We start from the raw sequence: 20,533 nt of genomic DNA on the forward strand, positions 1-20,533 counted from the left end.
TACGTTCTTTTTGCATGCTTATTTCTTCTCCATCGCTGCCATCGCAATCTTTTCCGGCGTGATGGGCAACTCATAGAACCGCTTGCCTACGGCATTTCGGATTGCATCCGAAATCGCCGGCAGCGGTGTATTGATAACAACCTCGCCGATGGATTTCGCACCGAACGGGCCTTCGCCCTCGTAGCTGTTCTCGAACTCCACGCGGATCTTGCCGATGTCCACGCGTGCGGGAATCTTATACTGGAAAAGCGAATTTTCCATCGGATAGCCGCGGTCGTCGTAGGTGACGCTCTCGGTCAGCGTCATGCCGATGCCCTGCACAATGCCGCCCTCGGCCTGCACGCGCGTCAGGTTCGGATTGATGGGCGTACCGCAGTCCACTGCCGCAGCGTAATCCAGCAGGGTTACCTCGCCGGTTTCGGTATCCACCTCGATCTCAGCCGCACCGACCATATACGGCGGAGGCGAAATCTCGGACGAATGCGTAACCGTCGCCTGCAGCTCGATGCTGTTGCCGTTCATGGAAGCCGTCGCAATATCACTCAGGTTAATGGTCTTGCCTGCATTTTCGCCTTCCTCTACGCGGACTTCCCTGCCGTCGAAGCTGACCTGCTCCTTATCGCAGCCGAGCAGCTTTGCACCGAGCGCACAGATTTTGCCGCGCAGCTCGAGCGCGCACTTCTCGGTCGCCTTGCCGGTGACGTAGGTCGTGCTCGAGGCATACGAGCCGGAATCATACGGCGACCAGTCGGTGTCCGCACTCAGCGTGGTGATGTTGTCAAGCGGACACTCAAGCACCTCTGCCGCAATCTGCGCAAGCGTGGTATCACAGCCGGTGCCCATATCAGCCGCGCCGATGAGCAGCGTGTAAAAGCCCTCATCGTTGACCTTGAGCGTCGCACTGCCGACGTCCATGCTCGTGATGCCCGAGCCCTGCATTGCCATGCCCATGCCGACCGCACGAATCTTGCCGTTTCCCATGTCGCGGCACGGATACTTGTTATCCCAGTCGATCATGTCGTGTACGCGCGCCAGACAGCGGTCGAGCGCACAGCTTGTGTTCAGCTGGCCGTAGTACGCGGGCATGATCTCGCCCTCGTGCGTAATATTCATCTCTCGGATTTTGAACGGGTCCATGCCGAGAATGTTCGCCAGCTCGTTCACCGCGCTCTCCACCGCGAACAGGCCCTGCGTCGCACCATAGCCGCGGTACGCGCCCGCCGACATGTGATTGGTGTACACAACGTCACTCGTAAAGCGGAACGCCTCGGCCTTGCCGTACAGCGGAATCGACTTATGACCGGACAGACCGACCGTTGTCGGGCCGTGTTCGCCATACGCGCCGGTGTTGGACAGCGTGTGCAGGTCGATGCCGCGCACGATGCCGTCCTTGTTTGCGCCCAGACGGACGTGCATTTCCATCTCGTGGCGCGGCGAGGAGGCAATCTGGCTCTCCACGCGGCTGAAGATGATCTTGGACGGCTTCTTTGTCATCCAGGTGACAAACGCCGGATACACCGCGCTGACTGCGGTCTGCTTGGCGCCGAAGCCGCCGCCGATACGCGGCTTGGTGACGCGCACCTTGCTTTTCGGAATATGCAGTGCGTTCGCCACAATACGGCGGGTATGGAACACGATCTGGGTCGAGCTGATGATGTGCAGACGGCCGTAAGTGTCGATCTCGCAGTAGGTGCGGAAGGTTTCCATCATCGCCTGCTGACATGCCTGCGTGTGGTACACGCGGTCGATAACAACATCGCAGTCCGTGAGGACCGCGTCAATATCGCCGTTGCCGCACTCGTCATGCGCACACAGGTTGCGCCTGTTGTCCGCGCCGACCGGTGCAAGGCTCTCCCAGTTGTCCTCCGGATGCACGAGCACCGGATTGTCCTTTGCCGTGTGGAAATCGAGCACCGGTTCGAGCACCTCGTACTCCACCTTGACCAGCTTCATTGCCTTATCCACGCATTTTTCGTCCGCACCGGCAAGGATGGCAACCACATCACCGACAAAGCGCACATGACGGTCGATAACAAGGCGGTCATACGGACTGGCCTCCGGATAAGTCTGACCGGCCTGCGTATAGCGGCGGCCGTCCTGATCGACATCCTCCCAAGTGAAGATGGCCTCCATGCCGGGGACTTTCATCGCGGCGGTCTTGTTGATAGACTTGACGATGGCGTTCGCGTGCGGCGAGCGCAGCAGCTTGACGCACAGGCAGTCGCGCGGCGTTACATCGTCCACATACACCGGCTGACCGGTCACAAGCTGCATTGCATCCTTTTTACGGAGCGGCTGATTGACTACCTTCACTGTGCGTCCTCCTCTCTCTGCTTTTTCCAGTCGAGATATGCGCGGATACCGCGCAACTGTCCCTCATACCCCGAGCAGCGGCACAGATTGCCCGCCAGATATTCCTTGATCTCCTCATCGGTCGGGTCCTGCTTTTCGCGGAACAGCGCGATCGCGTTCATCATAAAGCCGGGATTGCAGAAGCCGCACTGCTCCGCACCCTGATCCGCGATGAACGCGCCGAATTCGGCGGCTTCGCCCTGCAAGCCCTCCAAGGTCGTGATCGTATGTCCGCTTGCACGCGCTGCCAGCACCGAGCAAGACAGCACCGGCTTTTCGTCCATAAATACGGTGCACAGACCGCAGTTTGCGGTCTCGCAGCCGCGCTTGACGCTCAGGCAGCCATGCCCCCGCACAAAGTCGATGAGCAGCGTATCCGCCGCCACATCGTCTGCTACTTTCTTTCCATTCAATGTCATTGTGATCAGCATATCCGTTCCCCCTTACTCTGCATCGAGTGCGTGTGCCGCGCGGCGCACCAACACACCCGCGAGGTGTCTGCGATATTCCGCACTGCCGCGCAGACTGCTGCCGGTCTTGATTTCCGCCCGAACGGCTTCCGCCATCTGCTCCGCCGTTTTATCCACAGGCTGTGCATAAATCTGTGCGCGCGCCGGACGGGCACCGATAGCGAACCGATAGCCGTTCTCATCCTTGACAGACGCACAGGTCAGCACCGGAATATCGGTCTGGCTGATGCGCACAGACTGGTAATTGAACTTCGCCTTTCTCTTGGGAACGATCACGCGCACCAGAATATCGCGGTCCTTGGGTCTTTCGGCGTACTCGGAAAGCGGCACAATGCCGCCCTTGTACAGCTCTACCTGTGCGTCCAACACGAGGAACATGGTCAGCACATCGGAAAAGCCGAACCGGCTGTACAGGCTGCCGCCGACCGTCGCAAGATTGCGCAGCTGCACGCCGACAATATGGCGCACAGACTCGCGCATAGCGCCGTTCGTGTAGGCTGCCAGTCCTTCGTGCAGCTCCAGCGCGCGCAGCGAGGCCATTGCACCGATCCGGAACTCGGTGTCGGTCTCCTCGATGGTGTCCAGTCCCAGACCGGACAGGTCGATTGCCGTGCCGACATTCAGCGTCTCCATTTTGAGCCAGATCATGCCGCCGATCACGCGGTTGGACTTTTTCTGGTTGAGCGCATACGCTTCCTCGAGCGACTCGGCTTTTTTGTATTCCCGTATCGTCAACATACGTTATATCCTCTCTCTTTCAGGGGAATGTGTTATCTTTTCAGTATACTACTTTTATTTTACCACAAAATCTGCTATAATGCCGTTGTGAATATCAAAATACAACGGAAAAGAAAAAGTTGTGGGAAAGGAGCCTCCATGCAGCCAAATATCCGCGTGATGCTGTTCGATGAGAACGGCGAACGCTTTTTCGGTGAGGGACCGTGCCGCCTGCTGCATGCCATCGAGCAGACCGGGTCGCTTCGCGCCGCCGCGCAATCCATGCAGATGGCATACACCAAGGCGCTCGGACTCGTCCGCCACGCCGAGCAGGTGCTTGGGTTTGCGCTCACCGAGCGCAAAATCGGCGGCAAAGGCGGCGGCGGCAGCGTACTTACCGATGAAGCAAAGGAGTTTCTCTATCGCTATGAGCAGTATCGTGACGCCTGCAAACAAGCAGGAAAACAGCTCTACCCGCAGTTTTTCCCCGACGAAAAGTGAAATCGGATGTGTGATCATGGCATCCGGACTGGCAAAACGGTTTGGCTCCAACAAGCTGCTCGCCGAATTTGACCGAAAACCGCTGTTCTGCCGTGCGTTTGCTGTGACAGAGGGGCTGCACCGCGTGGTCGTTACCCGCTCGACCGAGGTGCAGACATTGTGTGAGGAATGCGGCATTCCCGTCCTGCACCATGCCCTTCCCTTTCGCAGCGACACCGTGCGGCTTGGACTGGAGTACCTGCTGCCGCGGTTTCCGGCCATGTCCGGCTGCGTATTTCTGCCGGGCGATCAGCCGCTGCTGACGAGGGAAACGCTCTGCGATATGATATCGGCATTCTGCGCGGAACCGAGGAAACGATCACGGATTTTTCGTCTGTGCGAACCGCAAAGCGGTACGCCGGGCAGTCCCGTGCTGTTCGGCGCGGATTATTTTGAGGAATTGCGTTCTCTTCCCGAAGGCAAGGGCGGCGGCGTAGTTGTCAAACGGCATGCGGAACAGGTTGCGCTGTTTCCCGTAAAGCATCCGGCGGAATTGATGGACGCGGATACGCCGGACGTTCTCGCAGAATTAAAAACGATTTTTCAAAACGATTCATTTTATCGATAATGCCAACCATTTGATGTGGCGTTATGTGGGCGCACCTTGTGCGCCCCTACGGTTACGTTTGTGCAGTCGGTTTACACGGTGCGCCGAGGTCGTCGCACCCTGCAGTATCATTTTACGCCTCTCTCAATCGGAATGGCGAATGGTTGACCGTTACAATCATTTTCCATTCTCAATTCTCCATTCACAGTTAAAAACCCCGGAAAGAACTTCTTTCCGGGGTTTTGCATTATGCTTCGGTTTTCTTATCCTTCGGGAGCACGATATTCAGCAGAATCGCAACAAACGCTGCCGGTACAATACCGGAACCGCCGAAAATCAGCTGAACCGCCTGCGGCGCCTGTGCCAGAATTGTCATATTGGCACCCATGCCGTAGCCGACACCCAGAGCAACCGACACGATGGTCAGATTACGCGGCGTCATCTCCTCCTTGGTGATCAGCTGGATACCGCTGATAACAATGGACGAGAACATCATAACAGCCGCACCGCCGAGCACGGACTGCGGCATAATGGACACGATCGCGCCCAGCTTCGGAATCAGACCGCACAGAATGAGGAAGATTGCACCGACGGACAGGGCACCGCGGTTGACAACCTTGGTCATGGTAACAAGGCCTACGTTCTGGCTGAACGAGGTATTCGGCAGTACGCCGAACAGCGCCGCAAACGACGAGCCGATACCGTCGCAGGCTACGCCGCCGGACAGCTCCTTGTCGGTTGCCTCACGGCCCATGCCGCCTTCCATAACGCCCGAAATATCGCCGACGGTCTCGACTGCGGTAACAATAAACATAACCAGCACCGGCAGGATGGCGCGCAGATCAAACACCGGCTTTACCGGCATCAGCTTCGGGATGGCAAACCAGCTGGCCTGTGCTACCTTGTCCCAGTTGAGTACCCATGCCTTGGTGAATTCTACACCGTCCGCGTCAACTGCGGTGGTCGGCAGAACCAGACCCATGATGATTGCCGCAATGTAGCCTGCAATAATGCCGACAAAGATCGCGGACGAACCAAGGAAACCCTTGCAGCCGTGCTTGACGACCAGAATAACCACCAGCACGAACAGCGCCAACAGCAGATTTTCCATCGAGCCGAAATCCTTCGCAGAATTGCCGCCGCCGAAGGAATTGATGCCGACCGAGATCAGCGACAGACCGATACTCAGCACGACCGTGCCGGTAACGACCGCCGGAAAGAATTTGCGCAGCGGCTTGAGGAAAAAGCCAAGTACCGTCTCAAACAGACCGCCGAGAATGGACGCGCCCATAATCGCGCCATACGCAATCACACCGCCGCCCATGGTAGCTGCAACGCTGTTGAATACGCCGATAAAGCCCGAGCTTGTACCCATGATGATCGGCACCTTGCCGCCGATCGGGCCGATGGAAAACAGCTGCACCAGCGTTACCACGCCGGCTACGAACATCGCGTTCTGCAGAACGCTTACCTGCAGGTCCGCGAACTCGCCGCCTGCAATGCCGCACGCACCCATAATGATGAGCAGCGGCGTCAGGTTGCCGACGAACATCGCAAAAACGTGCTGCAGTCCCAGCGGAATCTTGCGCGATAGAGGCATTTTTGCCTCAAAATCGTGCGCCGCGTCCATAGAAATTTTCTCTTGCATACCCACACTCCTTTGTGTTGTCCTGTAAAGTGCCGTGCCATTCATTCCCCTTAGCAAAACACTTTCTGATTTCATGCAAATAAATTATAACAAAAACAAATTCCTATGTAAATGGATTGCGCGGACAGCCGCAGGATTTTGGAGGTATGCGCAAAAATTTACGTTCTGCGACCTGTTTCCTTAACAATTTCCCGAATCTGCGAAAAAGGAAAGGAACAACGCACACAGGCATTGTCCCTTTCGTATCGTTCCGAATTCCTGATTAACCCAGTCTTTCCTTGCGCTCACGTCCGTCTCTCAGCAGAATGGTCAGTTCCTCGCGGTCTCCTGCACGGATGGCCTTGCGGTATTCGTCAAGGTGCTTGATGACCTCATCAATCTCCTGCGCAAGCGGCTCTGCGTTGCACAGGAACAGCTCGCTCCACATGGTCTCATTCAGCTTGGCAACACGCGTCAGATCCTTGTAGCTGCCCGCCGAATAGCCGTTGTGCTTGTCCGCCTCCGGACTTTTGATGTACGCCGAGGAAACCACATGCGCCAGTTGTGAGGTAAACGCGATCATGTGATCGTGCTGCTGCGCGGTGCAGCGCACGGTCTGACCGAAGCCGAGCGACATGAAGTACGCTTCCAGCTGCTCAAGCACACGCTCGGTGCTGCTCTTTGTCGGCACAAAGATCATGCTCGCACCGTCAAACAGGGTCGACAGGGCAAAATCCAGACCGGAGAACTCACGGCCCGCCATCGGATGGCCGCCGACGTAGTGCACACCGGCGTCGAGCGCCGCCTGCTCCAGATGATCGACCATAAACTGCTTGACGCCGACCATATCCACGATCACGCAGCCCTTTTTCATCTTCGGCATGTTCTCGAGCAGCCAGTCTACCGTTGCCTGCGGATACAGACCGATGATAACAAGGTCAGCCTCCTTGTACAGCGCTTCGGTCGCAATCGCGTCAATCGAGCCGTCAGCCAGTGCCTGCTCTGCGGTTGCACGCGTGCGGTTCCAGCCCAAAACGCGGCTGAGCGTGCGCGCCTTGATGGTTTTCGCCATCGAGCCGCCCATCAGGCCCAGACCGGCGATGAGTACGGTATCAAACATGAATGGGTTCCCCCTGTCTTTTGTTTTTTATTCAGTTAAAGTTTATAACGGCAGACAGGGTTTGTCAATGAAAAACCGACTGCGTTTGCAGCCGGTTGTCATTTCATCATTTCTTCGGTCTTGGATTGACACTGCAAATCCGGTGCCACAACGGCGTAATCCGGCAGATAACGAACACAAGCAGCGCACCTGCCAGATTGAGAATGAGATCATCCACATCGCACGAGCCGGTGCCGGTGTAGATCTGCAGCACCTCCACTGCCGTGATGCTCAGCGTGAGCGACGCCGTGAAGAAGAAAATGCTTCTCTGCCAGCGGAACAATGCGGGCAGGAACACGCCCATCGGTGCAAACGCAATCAGGTTGCCTGCCAGATTGAGCACCACAAGCCGCAGTGAGATATTGCCGTAGCCGTAGGCTAACAGGTAATTTTTCACCGTGCGGAGCGGCTCCAGATTTACCATATCGAGCGAGGTATGGCCAAATCCGCGGCCGAATGCGTTATCGAAAAACAGCACATTCAGCAGCACCCATATGTAGTACAGAAACAGCGCCAGCATGTACAGCCGCCGCCGTGTCGGACGCGTATTGTCCGGCACGCCGCAGAACAGCGCAGCACGCAAAAGCACCGCAAAAATCGCTGCAAACATGAATTTCTGCTCGGGTGCAACGGTGATTCCGGGTGCTAACTCATAATAGATGTTGAAGCACAGAAATACCGCTGTCAGCAGTACTGCTATGCCGCGAATTAAATTCTTCAAAAGGAGATTCTCCTTTGTATTGGAATATCATAGGGCGGGAGTACCCGCCCTATGTCAAAAATTCTGTTACAGGCTCTCCGCTTCTCTGAGCCACAGCGCGGATACGGCATCGGACGGCATACGCCAGTCGCCGCGCGGCGAAAGCGTTACGGTACCGACCTTCGGGCCGTCCGGCAGGCAGGAGCGCTTGAACTGCTGCGTAAAGAAGCGGCGCATAAAGGTCGTCAGCCACTTCTTGATGGTCGCATCGTCATACACGCCTGCAAAGGTCTTGTGCGCGGCGCGGAAGATCTTGCGCGGCGGATAACCGAAGCGCAGCATATAATACAGGAAAAAGTCGTGCAACTCATACGGGCCGACCAGGTCCTCGGTCTTCTGGCTGATCTCGCCGTCCTTGGGCGGTAGCAGCTCGGGCGATACCGGGGTATCGAGCACATCCTGCAGCACGTCGGACAGCTCCCCGAGGGTGCGGTCTGCCTCGTAAGCGACAAGGTAGCGCACCAGCGTTTTCGGAATCGAACCGTTGACGCCGTACATACTCATGTGGTCGCCGTTATAGGTCGCCCAGCCGAGCGCCAGCTCGGACAGGTCGCCCGTGCCGACCACCATGCCGCCGTTCTTGTTGGCGAGGTTCATCAGCACCAGTGTACGCATACGCGCCTGACCGTTCTCAAAGGTGACGGAAAGATCGTCCTTGGACTGGCCGATGTCCATGAAATGCTGATCGACCGCCGCCTTAATGTCCACGGTCTTGAGCGTAACGCCGTAGGCTTCCGCCAACTTTTCTGCGTTGCCCTTGGTGCGGGCGGTTGTGCCGAAGCACGGCATGGTGACAGCCAGAATGCCCTTGCGGTCGAGCTCCAGCATATCGAATGCGTGTACGAGCACGATGAGAGCCAGCGTGGAATCCAGGCCGCCGGACAGGCCGACAACTGCCGTCTTGGCGTGCGTATGGCGCAGACGGGTGGCAAGGCCGGTCGCCTGAAGCGTCAGGATCTCCTCGCAGCGTTCATCGCGGAGCGCCTTGTTCGCCGGAACGAACGGCGTGCGCGGGAACGTGCGGTCGGCAAGGTCGTTTTCCACCGGCTCGAGCGAGAACGAGAACACGCCGCCCTCGATAGACTCGAACGTGTTCATACGCTGACGCTCGTGCGCCAGACGCTGGAGGTCGATATCCGCGTAAATGATGCCCTGCGAGAACATTTTGCTCTCGGCCAGCAGCGCACCGTTCTCCGCGATGAGGTCGTGACCCGCGAAAACAAGGTCCTGCGTGGACTCGCCGAAGCCGGCGTCCGCGTACAGGTACGCGCACAGCAGTCGTCCGGACTGCTGACGAACAAGGTCGCGGCGATAGCCCGCTTTGCCGATGATCTCATCCGATGCGGACAGGTTGACGATAATGTGCGCGCCCATCTGCGCCAGCGTAGTAGACGGCGGATTCGGCACCCACAGATCCTCGCAAATTTCTACGCCGAAGGTGAACAGCGGCTGCTCATCGCACTGAAAAATGCTGTCGGTCACAATCGGTACATAGCGCGGCTCACCGGCTGTATCAGTAAGCGTTACGCTCTCAATCGAACCCAACGCATCTGCCGATACGAAATGGCGCTGCTCGTAGAACTCGGAGTAGTTCGGAAGATGGGTTTTCGGCACGAACGCCAGCACGTCACCGGCATTGACGACAGCGGCCACGTTATACAGCTTGCCGCGCACGCGCAGCGGCAGACCGACTACGATGACAGCCGCAAGCTCTGCGGTCTCGCGGCAGACGGTCTCGAGCGCCTGCATCGCGCCCTCGAGCAGGGTCTCCTGCAAAAACAGGTCGCCGCAAGTATAGCCGGTCAGGCACAGCTCAGGGAACGTGATGAGCTTCGCGCCTTTGGCAGCGGCCTCCTTCGCCAGCTTTACGATCTCAGAGGTATTATATGCGCAGTCCGCAGCGTGCAGATCAGGCGTTGCCGCGGCAATTTTGATAAATCCATCTCGCATCGGTGATGCTCCTTCCAGTGGGATAGTCCAGATAGAGTTAGTATACCTCTTTTTGCGCGTTTACGCAAGGGAAATGCCCTCAGAAGAAAACTTGTGCACCCACAAGACTGGGTACGCGAAGCGCGCAAGCGGTATGTTGTTGCCGATCGAAGAGTTACCGCCTGCGGGCGGCGGGAGTTCGCCGTACCCACGGCGTGGGGGCAAAAGGGTAGACACCTACGGTTTCTACCCTCTTGACTCCCGTTTCCTTTTATTTCTTAATCTGACGCAGACCAGAGACCGGCGACCGCTTCGAAACGGGGAACGGCAGAGGAGCTTTTCTACCGTAGGGGCGCACAGTGTGCGCCCATTTCTCTACCTATACGCAGTGTCAGATACCATTCTGCTACACATATCGGCTACTCCACGCAGGCGCGACATACCCGTGTCGCGCAACTCGTTTATCTGGATATTACGGACGGCACCTGCGAATTGCATTTGTCCATGTTATTCATTCGTACATATGGTGGGCGAAAACGAATCGCAAAACGAAAAAATGGAGAATGAAATGATTTCATTCTCCATTTTCCATTACTTACCGATCCACAACCGGAATCTCAGACTCATCCTTTTCATCCAGATGCTTCAGATAATGCTTTGTCTCTGCCGCGATCACGCCGGAGAGCAGCAGCACAGCGATCAGGTTCGGGATGGCCATGAAGGCATTGAGCACGTCCGCAATGGTCCACACAAGGTCGAGCGCAAGCACGGGTGCGCACACAACGACCGCGATAAACAACACCTTATACGGCAGAATTGCCTTTTTGCCGAGCAGATACTCAGCGGCACGCTCGCCGTAGTACGACCATCCGAGGATGGTGGAGTACGCGAACGTAATGATGCTGATCATCAAAATCAGCGGACCGATATACGGAATCTGTGCGAATGCCGCCGTGGTCATCTGACCGCCGTTTGCCATGTTTTCCACGCTGACCGCCGGATTTTTCATCATCGAGGAGACAAGCACCAGACCGGTCATCAGGCACACGACAACCGTCGTCCAGAAGGTGCCGGTCGCAGAAACGAGCGCCTGCCGCACCGGATTGCGCGTCTGTGCCGCGCTGGCAACCAGCGGCGCCGAACCCATGCCGGACTCATTCGAGAACAGGCCACGTGCCACGCCATACTGCAGCGCCAGACGGATGCCGCCGCCGACCAGTCCGCCGGTCACAGCGCCCGGCTTGAACGCCAGCACGAAAATAGCCTTGAGAGCCGGCAGCAGAAAATCGTAATTGGTGCACAGAATAACAATGCAGCCGACCACATAGAACAGCGCCATCAGCGGCACCAGCTTTTCGCACACAACTGCAATGGATTCAATGCCGCCAATAATGATAATCGCGGTGATAATGCCGAAAACAATGCCGATTGCGATACGCGGCAGGCTGATGGGAAGGTTGGTCTCCAGTACCTCGGCAATCGCGTTGATCTGCGTGCCGCAGCCGATGCCGAACGAGGCGAGCATAGCGAACAGCGCAAACAGCACCGCCATCACCTTGCCGAACTTCTTCCACCCGAGGCCGCGCTCAAGCGCGTACATCGCACCGCCCATCATGCGGCCGTCCGCGGTCTGCACGCGGTACTTGACCGCGGTCAGGCTCTCCGCGTACTTGGTGGCAATGCCGAACACGCCGGTCAGCCAGCACCACAGCACAGCACCCGGTCCGCCGAGATAGATGGCCGTGCCGACACCGATGATGTTGCCCGTGCCGATGGTCGATGCGAGTGCAGTCGTCAGTGCCTGAAACTGACTGACGTCACCCGGTGAATCCGGGTCCTTTGTCACCGACAAGCGAATGCCGGTGAAGGTCTTGCGCTGGATGAAGCCCGTGCGGAACGTCATAAAAATATGCGTACCGCACAGCAGCACCAGCATGGGCAGACCCCAGATCCAGCTGTCGATTTTGTTCATTAATGCAACAAATACTTCCATGTATCCGATTCCTTCCTCACTTTTCTTCTCTTTCGGACAAGAGAAGGCGCTTACCCCCATTCTGTTCGGATAAGCGTCGCAGGCTTATATTATATCGAATTTTCCGAAAATATGCAAGCATATTCGAGCGTATTCGACACTTTTCCGGCATTTGACGGGATATTGCGCGTTCTCTTATCGTATGCTATAATCGTATAGAATCAAAAACTATCGAGGTGTTCTCTATGAACTCTGTGAATTATAAACGACTGGAAAAGAGCCTGACCGATGTCATTCAGGAAGCACAGCTCAAGATTGGCTACGACCACCACCCGATCACGCTGTATTATCCCACGGAATCCGTGGCACGTCTGCTCGGCACACCGGAGGAGGACGCGGATAGCACCGAGCGTGCGCTCGCTTCCCTTTCCGCGCACACCGCCGACACGCTCGGCGCAATCGAAGTCACCCGCGATGCCAAGCGTTTCTGCTTCCACATTTCCGCAGAAGGCACACAGTATGTGCATGAACAGCTGCCGGAACCCGCGTTTCTGCGTGCATTTCTGCAGGTAATGCGCGGTCTGACGGTCAGCTTTGACGATATTCTTGCGGTGTTCCATCAGTTTTCCGACAAGGTACACTGTGAGAAGCTCGAGGGCAACGAGGAGTTTGACTACCTCGTGTACTTCGAGGACGGCACACCGGACAGCTACCGCTACTGCATCAAGCTGGATGATGACGGTGATGCCGTCTATCATCGCTTTACGCCGGAGGATTATGCGGCGTTTGGGTTCTAAATCCCCATATAAGCATGAAAAAAGGACGCTCAAGGAGCGTCCTTTCTGTTTTGCGGTTTTACTGAGCGGACTCGGTAGTAGCCGTCTGCGCATCGTCAGTCGCGGTCTGGCTGTCGGTCGAGGTCTGGTCTTCGCTCTGCGCGTCCTCAGTCTGCGCATTGCCGTCATCATCAGATACATTGCTGTTCAGAACAGCCTGCACGTCAGCCGGCAGATAGTCCTTGGTGTTATTGTAGGTGATCTCGTCGTAAGCATCGGTGGTCTGGATGTCAGCCTCGTCGATCCACTGCTGCATCATCTCGTCGATCGAGCCGGCAGTTCCCTTTTCGGAAGCAACCGCTGCGATGATCGCGTCGCGCATGTTCTCGAACTCATCCTGATTCAGCTCGCAGCGCTTGATGATGTGGTAGCCGTACTTGCTCTTAACCAGGCCGGAAACTTCGCCTTCCTGCAGAGCCTTGGCAGCGTTGTAGAACTCGTCTACCATCTGACCCTCGGTGAAGGTATAGCCCTTGGCATACTGTGCTTCGCCTGCATCCTCGTTCTTCTCGGTCAGCAGCGCGTCAAAGTCCTCGCCGTTGTTCAGGCGATCCAGAACAGCCTGTGCTTCCTTCTTTGCTTCCTCATCGGTGCGGGTGGTCTCGCCGGTGGACGGATTCTTAGTCAAAATGAGGATGTGCTTTGCAGTGATGTAGTTGTCATCAAAATACTTCTGCAGCTCGTCATCACTCGGAACATTTACGCCGTTCTCACCGAAGTAGTAATCCTTCAGCACCTGTGCGCATGCGCTGACATACTGGTAGTTATTGTAGTTATCCATGTCAAAGCCGATCGAAGCCAGACGCTGCAGATAAGCGTCCTCGCCGCCGAGCTGCTCCGCATTCTGCTTGTTTGCCGTAACAATGTTCTTCTTCTGGCTGTACGACAGGGACAGACCCAGCTCATCCATCTTCTGCTTAACGATATGGATCAGAGCGACCTGCTGCTTTGCGGACTCCTTTGCGGCATCGCCGAATGTAGATGCCATATTCTTCTCAGAGAGACCGTACATAGCGTACATCTGCTGATAATTGATGATCTGGCTCATCATATAGCTTGCATACTCATCTGCGTGGATTTCCTCACCGTTGACCGTCATAACGACCGGTGCATCGCTTTTCAGCTCCTGATAATCCACCACAAAGGTGGATGCGCCGTATGCAGTTGCGCTCATAACGACAGCCAGCATAACGACCAGCGCAACGATGCGCTGCACTAACTTGCTCATATTACTATGCTCCCTTTTCTGTATTTTACGAACGCTATCAGTATAACACTATTTCGGAACAGGCACAAGCGAAAACACAGAAACATCACAATTTTCGCTGCCCGCTGGGGACGGCGTACCCACGCCGCAGGGGCAAAAGGGTAGACACCTGCGGTTTCTACCCTCTTGACTCCCGTTTTCCTTTGTTTCTTAGCCCGGCGCAGACCGGAGACCGGCGACCGCTTCGAGAAGGAGAACGGCAGTCGGGTTACTCTTGCGTATCTTTCGTGAAATATTCGCGGTTCACAGATAGCTTACTGCTACACAGGCGGTTTACTCTCCGCAGGCGCGACACGAGGTGAATTGCCCGAAAGGCAAGAGAAGGTCCCCTGGGGGATACCCGTGTCGCGCAACTCATTGGCCTGGCAGCTACAGACAGCACCTGCGAATTTCATCTGATGATAAATGTTATACCGTAGGGTGCGCCGACTCGGCGCACCTTTTCTAACGAAAAAACACCCGTAAAATGCAAAAATGGAGAATGAAAACCATCTGGTCAATTCTCCATTCTTCATTTTCCATTCTCAATTACTGCAAACAAAAAGAGAACCGCTTCCGCGGTTCTCTTTGTTCATTTCGCGTCAAACCCTTGACAGATAACCTCAAACAGCTCATTGATACGCTCATAGCGTCCCTTGAGGTACAGCCAGCCGAACAGCGCCTCGAGTGCGGTCGCGTAGGCATACTCTGCCACGGAGGCCGACTTCGGCACGGATTTTGGCTTTGCGTTGCGTCCGTGACGCAGAACGGTCTGCTCGTCTTCATCGAGCATAGGCTGAATGCGCTTTACCGCTTCCGCCTGCGCGGACGCACGAACGAGCTGGATCGTACGGCTGTGCAGGTTTTTCGCGGTCTGAGTGCCGCCGCACGCCAGATGCGTGCGCACGAGTATCTCATAAACAGCGTCGCCCACATGGGCGAGTGCAAGACTCGTCATGCGGGCGATCGCAGCGTCATCCAGCACAGGGTGCAGATGATCGGTCATTACTTGTCCTCAGCAGCCTTTGCTTCAGCGGCCTGCTTTGCAGCCTCAGCCTTAGCCTTGGCAGCAGCAGCCTGCTTAGCCTGCATTTCCTTGAACTTGGCCTTCTCTTCCTCGGTCGGAACCGGCTCGATGCAGCCCTTCGGGCAAACCTTGGTGCACATCTTGCAGTTCTTGCACTTGTCGTAGTCGATCTTGGCAACGCCGTCTACTACGTGAATTGCATCGAACTTACAGGTCTTCTCGCACATCTTACAGCCGATACAGCCGTTGGAGCAAACCTTCATTACTTCCGGACCCTTGTCCTTGTTCACGCAGTTAACGTGAACCTTCTTGACCTCGGATACCAGGTTGATGATCTTCTTCGGGCAGGTGGAAACACACTTGCCGCAGGCAACACACTTGTCGGTGTCAACCTTTGCAACGCCGTCCACAATGTGGATTGCGTCGAATGCGCAGGCCTTTACACAGGAGCCGAGACCCATGCAGCCAAAGGAGCATGCCTTCGGGCCGCTTGCTACACGCATTGCAGCGTTGCAGTCCTGCAGACCCTCGTAGTTTGCCTTGTCCTTTGCGTTGCAGCCGCCGTTGCAGTAAACGTGTGCAACCTGACGGTCGCCGGCAGCAACCTCAACGCCGAGTACCTTTGCGACCTTCTCAGCCGCAGCAGCACCGCCGACCGGGCAGCCGTTTACCGGCGCACGGCCCTCTACGATTGCAGCAGCCAGACCGTCACAGCCTGGGAAGCCGCAGCCGCCGCAGTTAGCGCCCGGCAGGCACTCGCGTACCAGCGGGATGCGCTCGTCAACCTCTACGGCGAAAACCTTAGCGGCAACGCCGAGCAGGATTGCGAAAACGATACCCATGATGAACAGTACCGCTACCGCGTAAATAACATTTTGCATATCCATTTCTTGTGTCCTCCCTTACCAAATCGACAGGCCGGAGAAGCCCATGAAGGACATAGCCAGCAGCGCTGCTGCAACCAGCGAGATCGGGAAGCCTTCAAAGCACTTCGGGCACTTGGAAGTAGCGTCCAGACGCTCACGGATGGAAGCGAACAGCACGATTGCCAGCGTGTAGCCGACACCGGCTGCAACGCCGTATACCAGAGAGCCGATGAAAGAATAGCTGTTGGAAATGTTGGTCTTAGCAGCACCGAGCACCGCACAGTTGGTGGTGATCAGCGGCAGGAAGATACCGAGCGCAGAGTACAGCGACGGCATAGCCTTCTTCATGAACATCTCGACGAACTGAACCAGCGTTGCAATTACGAGAATGAACGCGATGGTCTGCATGTAGCCCAGACCCAGGGGTTCGAGAATGAAGTACTGTACAGCCCAGGATGCTGCGGAAGCAATCGCCATAACGAAGATAACCGCCATGCCCATGCCGAGCGCGGTGTCGGTCTTCTTGGATACGCCGAAGAACGAACAGCAGCCGAGGAACTGAACGAGAATGTAGTTGTTGACCAGGATTGCCGCGATTGCGAGCGACAGGATATCGGTCAAACCCATAGAGGCAGGTAAATTAAACACTTACTTGTCCTCCTTTCGAGCCATGATCTTCTGGATCGCAGCCAGGATGAAGCCCATCATGAGGAAGCCGCCGGCCGGCAGGATCATCATGACCATCGGGTTGGAGTGGAAGAACGGAACTGCGATGCCGTTTACGCCGTTAACGTAACCGGACAGGATGGTGCCTGCGCCGAGCAGCTCACGGAAGAAGCCCATGAGTACCAGAGCGAAGGTGAAGCCCAGACCCATTACAACACCGTCGAGTGCGGACGGCAGAACCTTGTTCTTAGAAGCATACGCCTCGGCACGGCCGAGGATGATGCAGTTTACTACGATCAGCGGCAGGAACAGACCAAGGGACGATGCCAGCGACGGCAGGAATGCCTGCATGGACAGGTCGATCATGGTTACGAAGGTTGCGATGATCGTGATGAATGCTGCGATACGGATCTTATCCGGGATAATTCTGCGCATCGCGGAAATAACGATATTGGAGCAGATGAGAACGACGGTAGCCGCCGCGCCCATGCCGATCGCATTCTGCAGAGAAGTGGTGGTTGCCAGCGTCGGGCAAAGACCGATCGTCTGCATGAAAACCGGGTTATCGAGGATAACGCCCGATTTCAGCTGTTCAGAAAATTTCATAGTGGCTTTTCCTCCTTAACCCAGAGTAGCGACATATGCTGCCGCAGTATTAACGCCGTCGGTTACAGCACGGGAGGTGATGGTAGCGCCGGTGATCGCATTGATCGTGCCGCCGTCCTTGGTCACCTTGAGCTGACCGTCAGCAGTCTGACCTGCAAACTGGGTGATCCAGTTCGGGTCTGCCTGGCTCTTCGCACCGAGGCCCGGGGTCTCAGCGTGAGAGGTTACCTTTGCGCCTGCAACGGTGCCGTCCGCGTTGATGCCGACGATCATCGTCAGGTTGCCGCCGAAGCCCTTCGGCTCTACCTGTACGCAGTAGCCGATCTCTTCGCCGTCCTTGGTTGCCTTGTAAACGCCGTCGATCTGAGCAGCGGTACGGCCTGCCGGCAGGGTTACGCCAGCGGCTGCAACGTCCTCAGCGGACAGTGCGGTGTCGAGATCCTCGAAATCAGCGTCCGGGATGATCTCTGCCATTGCTGCGTTTCGGGTTTCGATACCGTTCTGGGTGATCTTATCCGCGGTTACACCGTTGATAACGCCCAGCAGCAGTGCACAGATGAACGTGATGAGGCCCAGTACGACGACAAGCTGTACGATGCCGCCTTCCTTTTTGCTGTTATCCATGATTTACTGCGCCTCCTTCTTAGCCTTGTCAAGCTGATAGCCGAACTTGCGCGGATGGGTCTTCTTGTCGATTGCCCAAACCAGCGTGTTCATGATCAGAATGGAGTAGGATACGCCCTCCGGCAGACCGCCGAAGTAGCGGATGAATACCGTCAGCAGACCGCAGCCAACGCCGAAGATGATCTGGCCCTTCGGGGTAACCGGGCTGGTAACGTAGTCGGTAGCCATGAAGATCGCGCCGAGCATCAGGCCGCCGGACAGTACCTGGCTGAGCATCCACTGTACGCGGGAAACATCGCCGGACAGCGGGAACAGGAAGGTGATGACAGCAACAGTAAGGATGTAAGCTGCCGGAATGTTGATGGTGATAACCTTGCGCCACAGCAGGTAAACGCCGCCTGCCAGCAGAGCCAGCGCGGAGGTCTCACCGATAACGCCGCCGGTCTGACCGAGCAGCATCTCCAGCAGGCCGGTGTCAGCCGGTACAGCACCGGTCTTGAGGGTAGCCAGCGGAGTTGCGGTGGAAATCGCGTCGGTAACGGTTACGTTGCCGAACAGCGGCAGGTTTGCATGCGGAGCAGTCCAGGTGGTCATGAAACCGGCCCAGGATGCCATCATGAACGCACGGGCACCGAGTGCCGGGTTCATAAAGTTCTTGCCGATGCCGCCGAACAGCATCTTAACAACGATGATGCCGAACAGAGCACCGAAAGCGCTCAGCCACAGCGGAGCTGCAACCGGAATGTTGAATGCGATAAGTACGCCCGTAACCAGGCAGGACAGGTCGCCTACGGTGTTCGGGTGATGAACGATTTTGTTGTAAATGGTCTCAAACACAAGGCTTGCCACCATTGCGATAACAACATGGATCAGCGCACGAGCGCCGAAGGTGTAAACTGCAACCGCCAGTGCCGGAACAAGTGCGATGAGCACATCGAGCATAAGGCTCCGGGTGTCATCATCCGCCTTGATATGCGGCGAGGAGGTTACGACTACTTTGCTAAGATCATAAGCCATTTTCGTTTTCCTCCTTACTTGTTCTCTGCGGGCTTTTCAGCCTCTGCCTTTGCAGCAGCCTCCGCCTCGGCCTTTTTCTTCTCAGCCTCAGCCTTGGCGCGCTCTGCAGCACGCTTTGCCTGGATCTTGCCCTTGGTCAGACGGAACTGTGCAACCAGCGGGATACGAGCCGGGCAGACGTAAGCGCAGGAGCCGCACTCGATGCAGTCCATCATGCCGCAGTCAACGGCGTTGTCCAGATCCTCCTGCTTGCCGTATACATTCATGTAGATCGGCAGGAGGTGCATCGGGCAGGCGTTGATGCACTTGCCGCAGCGGATACACTGGGGATCCTTAACGCGCTTATCCTCATTGCCTGCAAAGGCGAGGAATGCGTTGGTGCCCTTGACAACCGGGGCATCCAGAGAGAACTGGGCGTTGCCCATCATCGGGCCGCCGGCAAGGAGCTTGTTCGGAGCTTCCTTGAAGCCGCCGCAGGCATCGATCAGCTTTTCGATCGGGGTGCCGATGCGTGCTTCGAGGTTCTTCGGCTCAGCAACAGCGGAACCGGAGATGGTAACGATACGGCGGATGACCGGCATACCGGTGGTGAAGCGGCGGTAAACCGCACCTGCGGTATCTACGTTGAATACCGCGCAGCCGGCGTCTGCCGGCAGCTTGCCGGACGGAACTTCACGGCCGGTGCAGGCATTGATCAGCTGCTTCTCAGCGCCCTGCGGGTACTTGCAGGTCAGCGGATACAGCTTGAGGCGGGAATCGTCCGCGATCAGCTCCTCGATCTTGGCGAAGGTATCCTTCTTGTTTTCCTCGATTGCAATGATCGCGGTCTGTACGCCCATGATGTCGGCCAGCATCTTCAGGCCGCCGATGGTCTCTTCCGGACGCTCGAGCAGCAGGCGATGGTCGGACGTGATGTACGGCTCACACTCTGCAGCGTTGATGATGACCGTGTCGCACTTGCCGATACCGGACTGGATCTTGACATGGGTCGGGAAGGTTGCACCGCCATGACCGACAATACCGGCAGAACGGATGCACTCGATACGCTCCTCATTGCTCATGGAAGCGAAGTCGTAGGGATGCACGGACTCGTGCTTGCGGTCCTCGCCATCATTTTCAATTACGATGGACAGAACCTTGCTGCCGTTCGGATGCAGGCGAGGCTCGATTGCCTTTACCTTACCGGAAACGGTAGCATGGACAGGAGCGCTGACAAAGCCGCCGGCTTCCGCGATAGGCTGTCCCAGGTCCACGGTGTCGCCAACCGAAACGATCGGCTTTGCCGGTGCGCCGATGTGCATGGAAACCGGCAGGATTACCTCATCGGGCAATGCCAGCTTCTCGATCGGCTTGGTGTTTGTCGCGGATTTATAGCCCGGGTCTGCGTGAGTACCCGGGTGTATGCCGCCACGGAACGAATACGCCATTTCTTTCACCTCTCTAATATTTTGCGCAAGAAGAACCGGACGCACGCCCGGCTTCCTCTTCTTCAGAAATTGGCTGGCTACGCATGAAGCATAGCCTTACAGTATAGATTATACTGGTTTTTGTACAGTATTGGCAAGACCAAAA

General features: G+C 56.5%; 19 protein-coding genes. 3 read left to right on the plus strand and 16 right to left on the minus strand.

Annotation, left to right across the window (positions count from 1 at the left end; all coding sequences use genetic code 11):
- Positions 1–18: 18 nt before the first annotated feature.
- The 3 genes from DW088_RS05580 to DW088_RS05590 are packed head-to-tail and all read right to left on the minus strand — an operon-like array spanning position 19 to position 3,560.
- Complete coding sequence (locus tag DW088_RS05580) at positions 19–2,313, minus strand: xanthine dehydrogenase family protein molybdopterin-binding subunit (RefSeq protein WP_118360062.1); 2,295 nt, start codon at positions 2,311–2,313, stop codon at positions 19–21.
- On the minus strand, positions 2,310–2,783 hold the full coding sequence (locus DW088_RS05585; protein WP_118360063.1) for a (2Fe-2S)-binding protein: 474 nt from the start codon (positions 2,781–2,783) through the stop codon (positions 2,310–2,312). The genes DW088_RS05580 and DW088_RS05585 overlap by 4 nt, the downstream gene beginning before the upstream one ends.
- A gap of 12 nt (positions 2,784–2,795) precedes the next feature.
- Positions 2,796–3,560 carry an FAD binding domain-containing protein gene (locus tag DW088_RS05590; protein ID WP_118360064.1) on the minus strand — a complete coding sequence of 255 codons (765 nt, stop codon included), beginning with the start codon at positions 3,558–3,560 and terminating at the stop codon, positions 2,796–2,798.
- Between the two features lie 138 nt (positions 3,561–3,698).
- Between DW088_RS05590 and DW088_RS05595 the strand changes: the two genes are divergently transcribed.
- Positions 3,699–4,040: a winged helix-turn-helix domain-containing protein gene (locus tag DW088_RS05595; RefSeq protein WP_118360065.1), complete on the plus strand. Its 342-nt coding sequence runs from the start codon at positions 3,699–3,701 to the stop codon at positions 4,038–4,040.
- The gene (locus tag DW088_RS05600; protein ID WP_243029798.1) at positions 3,967–4,647 is read left to right on the plus strand and encodes a nucleotidyltransferase family protein; all 681 of its coding nucleotides are present in this window, start codon (positions 3,967–3,969) and stop codon (positions 4,645–4,647) included. Before DW088_RS05595 ends, DW088_RS05600 begins: the two co-directional genes overlap by 74 nt.
- Positions 4,648–4,873: 226 nt before the next feature.
- Here DW088_RS05600 and DW088_RS05605 read toward each other — a convergent pair whose 3' ends face one another.
- The 5 genes from DW088_RS05605 to DW088_RS05625 form a co-directional block, all read right to left on the minus strand.
- Positions 4,874–6,274 (minus strand): uracil-xanthine permease family protein, encoded by a 1,401-nt coding sequence (locus DW088_RS05605; protein WP_117488144.1) that lies wholly within the window; start codon positions 6,272–6,274, stop codon positions 4,874–4,876.
- Positions 6,275–6,536: 262 nt separating this feature from the next.
- The gene (locus DW088_RS05610; protein ID WP_117488142.1) at positions 6,537–7,373 is read right to left on the minus strand and encodes a prephenate dehydrogenase; all 837 of its coding nucleotides are present in this window, start codon (positions 7,371–7,373) and stop codon (positions 6,537–6,539) included.
- Positions 7,374–7,479: 106 nt separating this feature from the next.
- Positions 7,480–8,133, minus strand: a complete 654-nt coding sequence (locus tag DW088_RS05615) for a VanZ family protein (RefSeq protein ID WP_118360067.1) — start codon at positions 8,131–8,133, stop codon at positions 7,480–7,482.
- Positions 8,134–8,199: 66 nt separating this feature from the next.
- Positions 8,200–10,122: an NAD(+) synthase gene (locus DW088_RS05620; protein ID WP_118360068.1), complete on the minus strand. Its 1,923-nt coding sequence runs from the start codon at positions 10,120–10,122 to the stop codon at positions 8,200–8,202.
- A 574-nt stretch (positions 10,123–10,696) separates the two neighbouring features.
- A complete protein-coding gene (locus DW088_RS05625; protein ID WP_118360069.1) occupies positions 10,697–12,094 on the minus strand; it encodes an alanine/glycine:cation symporter family protein in 1,398 nt (465 codons plus the stop codon).
- 224 nt (positions 12,095–12,318) lie between these two features.
- Here DW088_RS05625 and DW088_RS05630 point away from each other — a divergent pair, with 224 nt between their 5' ends.
- The gene (locus DW088_RS05630) at positions 12,319–12,870 is read left to right on the plus strand and encodes a DUF3877 family protein (protein ID WP_118360070.1); all 552 of its coding nucleotides are present in this window, start codon (positions 12,319–12,321) and stop codon (positions 12,868–12,870) included.
- Positions 12,871–12,928: 58 nt separating this feature from the next.
- On the opposite strand, the gene DW088_RS05635 is transcribed toward DW088_RS05630, so the two are convergent.
- The 8 genes from DW088_RS05635 to rsxC form a co-directional block, all read right to left on the minus strand.
- Positions 12,929–14,137 (minus strand): peptidylprolyl isomerase, encoded by a 1,209-nt coding sequence (locus DW088_RS05635; protein WP_118360071.1) that lies wholly within the window; start codon positions 14,135–14,137, stop codon positions 12,929–12,931.
- A 610-nt stretch (positions 14,138–14,747) separates the two neighbouring features.
- Complete coding sequence (locus DW088_RS05640; protein ID WP_110435483.1) at positions 14,748–15,161, minus strand: Mini-ribonuclease 3; 414 nt, start codon at positions 15,159–15,161, stop codon at positions 14,748–14,750.
- The gene (locus DW088_RS05645; protein ID WP_199667369.1) at positions 15,161–16,063 is read right to left on the minus strand and encodes an RnfABCDGE type electron transport complex subunit B; all 903 of its coding nucleotides are present in this window, start codon (positions 16,061–16,063) and stop codon (positions 15,161–15,163) included. The genes DW088_RS05640 and DW088_RS05645 overlap by 1 nt, the downstream gene beginning before the upstream one ends.
- 21 nt (positions 16,064–16,084) lie before the next feature.
- Positions 16,085–16,675 carry an electron transport complex subunit RsxA gene (rsxA, locus tag DW088_RS05650; protein ID WP_110435485.1) on the minus strand — a complete coding sequence of 197 codons (591 nt, stop codon included), beginning with the start codon at positions 16,673–16,675 and terminating at the stop codon, positions 16,085–16,087.
- A 21-nt stretch (positions 16,676–16,696) separates the two neighbouring features.
- Positions 16,697–17,320 (minus strand): electron transport complex subunit RsxE, encoded by a 624-nt coding sequence (gene rsxE, locus DW088_RS05655; RefSeq protein ID WP_110435486.1) that lies wholly within the window; start codon positions 17,318–17,320, stop codon positions 16,697–16,699.
- A 15-nt stretch (positions 17,321–17,335) separates the two neighbouring features.
- Positions 17,336–17,944, minus strand: coding sequence for an RnfABCDGE type electron transport complex subunit G (locus tag DW088_RS05660; RefSeq protein WP_118360072.1), 609 nt, complete (start codon positions 17,942–17,944; stop codon positions 17,336–17,338).
- 3 nt (positions 17,945–17,947) lie between these two features.
- On the minus strand, positions 17,948–18,961 hold the full coding sequence (locus DW088_RS05665; protein ID WP_110435488.1) for an RnfABCDGE type electron transport complex subunit D: 1,014 nt from the start codon (positions 18,959–18,961) through the stop codon (positions 17,948–17,950).
- 14 nt (positions 18,962–18,975) lie between these two features.
- Positions 18,976–20,388: an electron transport complex subunit RsxC gene (rsxC, locus tag DW088_RS05670; protein WP_117750996.1), complete on the minus strand. Its 1,413-nt coding sequence runs from the start codon at positions 20,386–20,388 to the stop codon at positions 18,976–18,978.
- Between the last annotated feature and the right edge of the window lie 145 nt (positions 20,389–20,533).

It is taken from the genome of Butyricicoccus sp. AM05-1 (assembly GCF_003474415.1).
Taxonomy (GTDB): Bacteria; Bacillota; Clostridia; order Oscillospirales; family Butyricicoccaceae; genus Agathobaculum; species Agathobaculum butyriciproducens.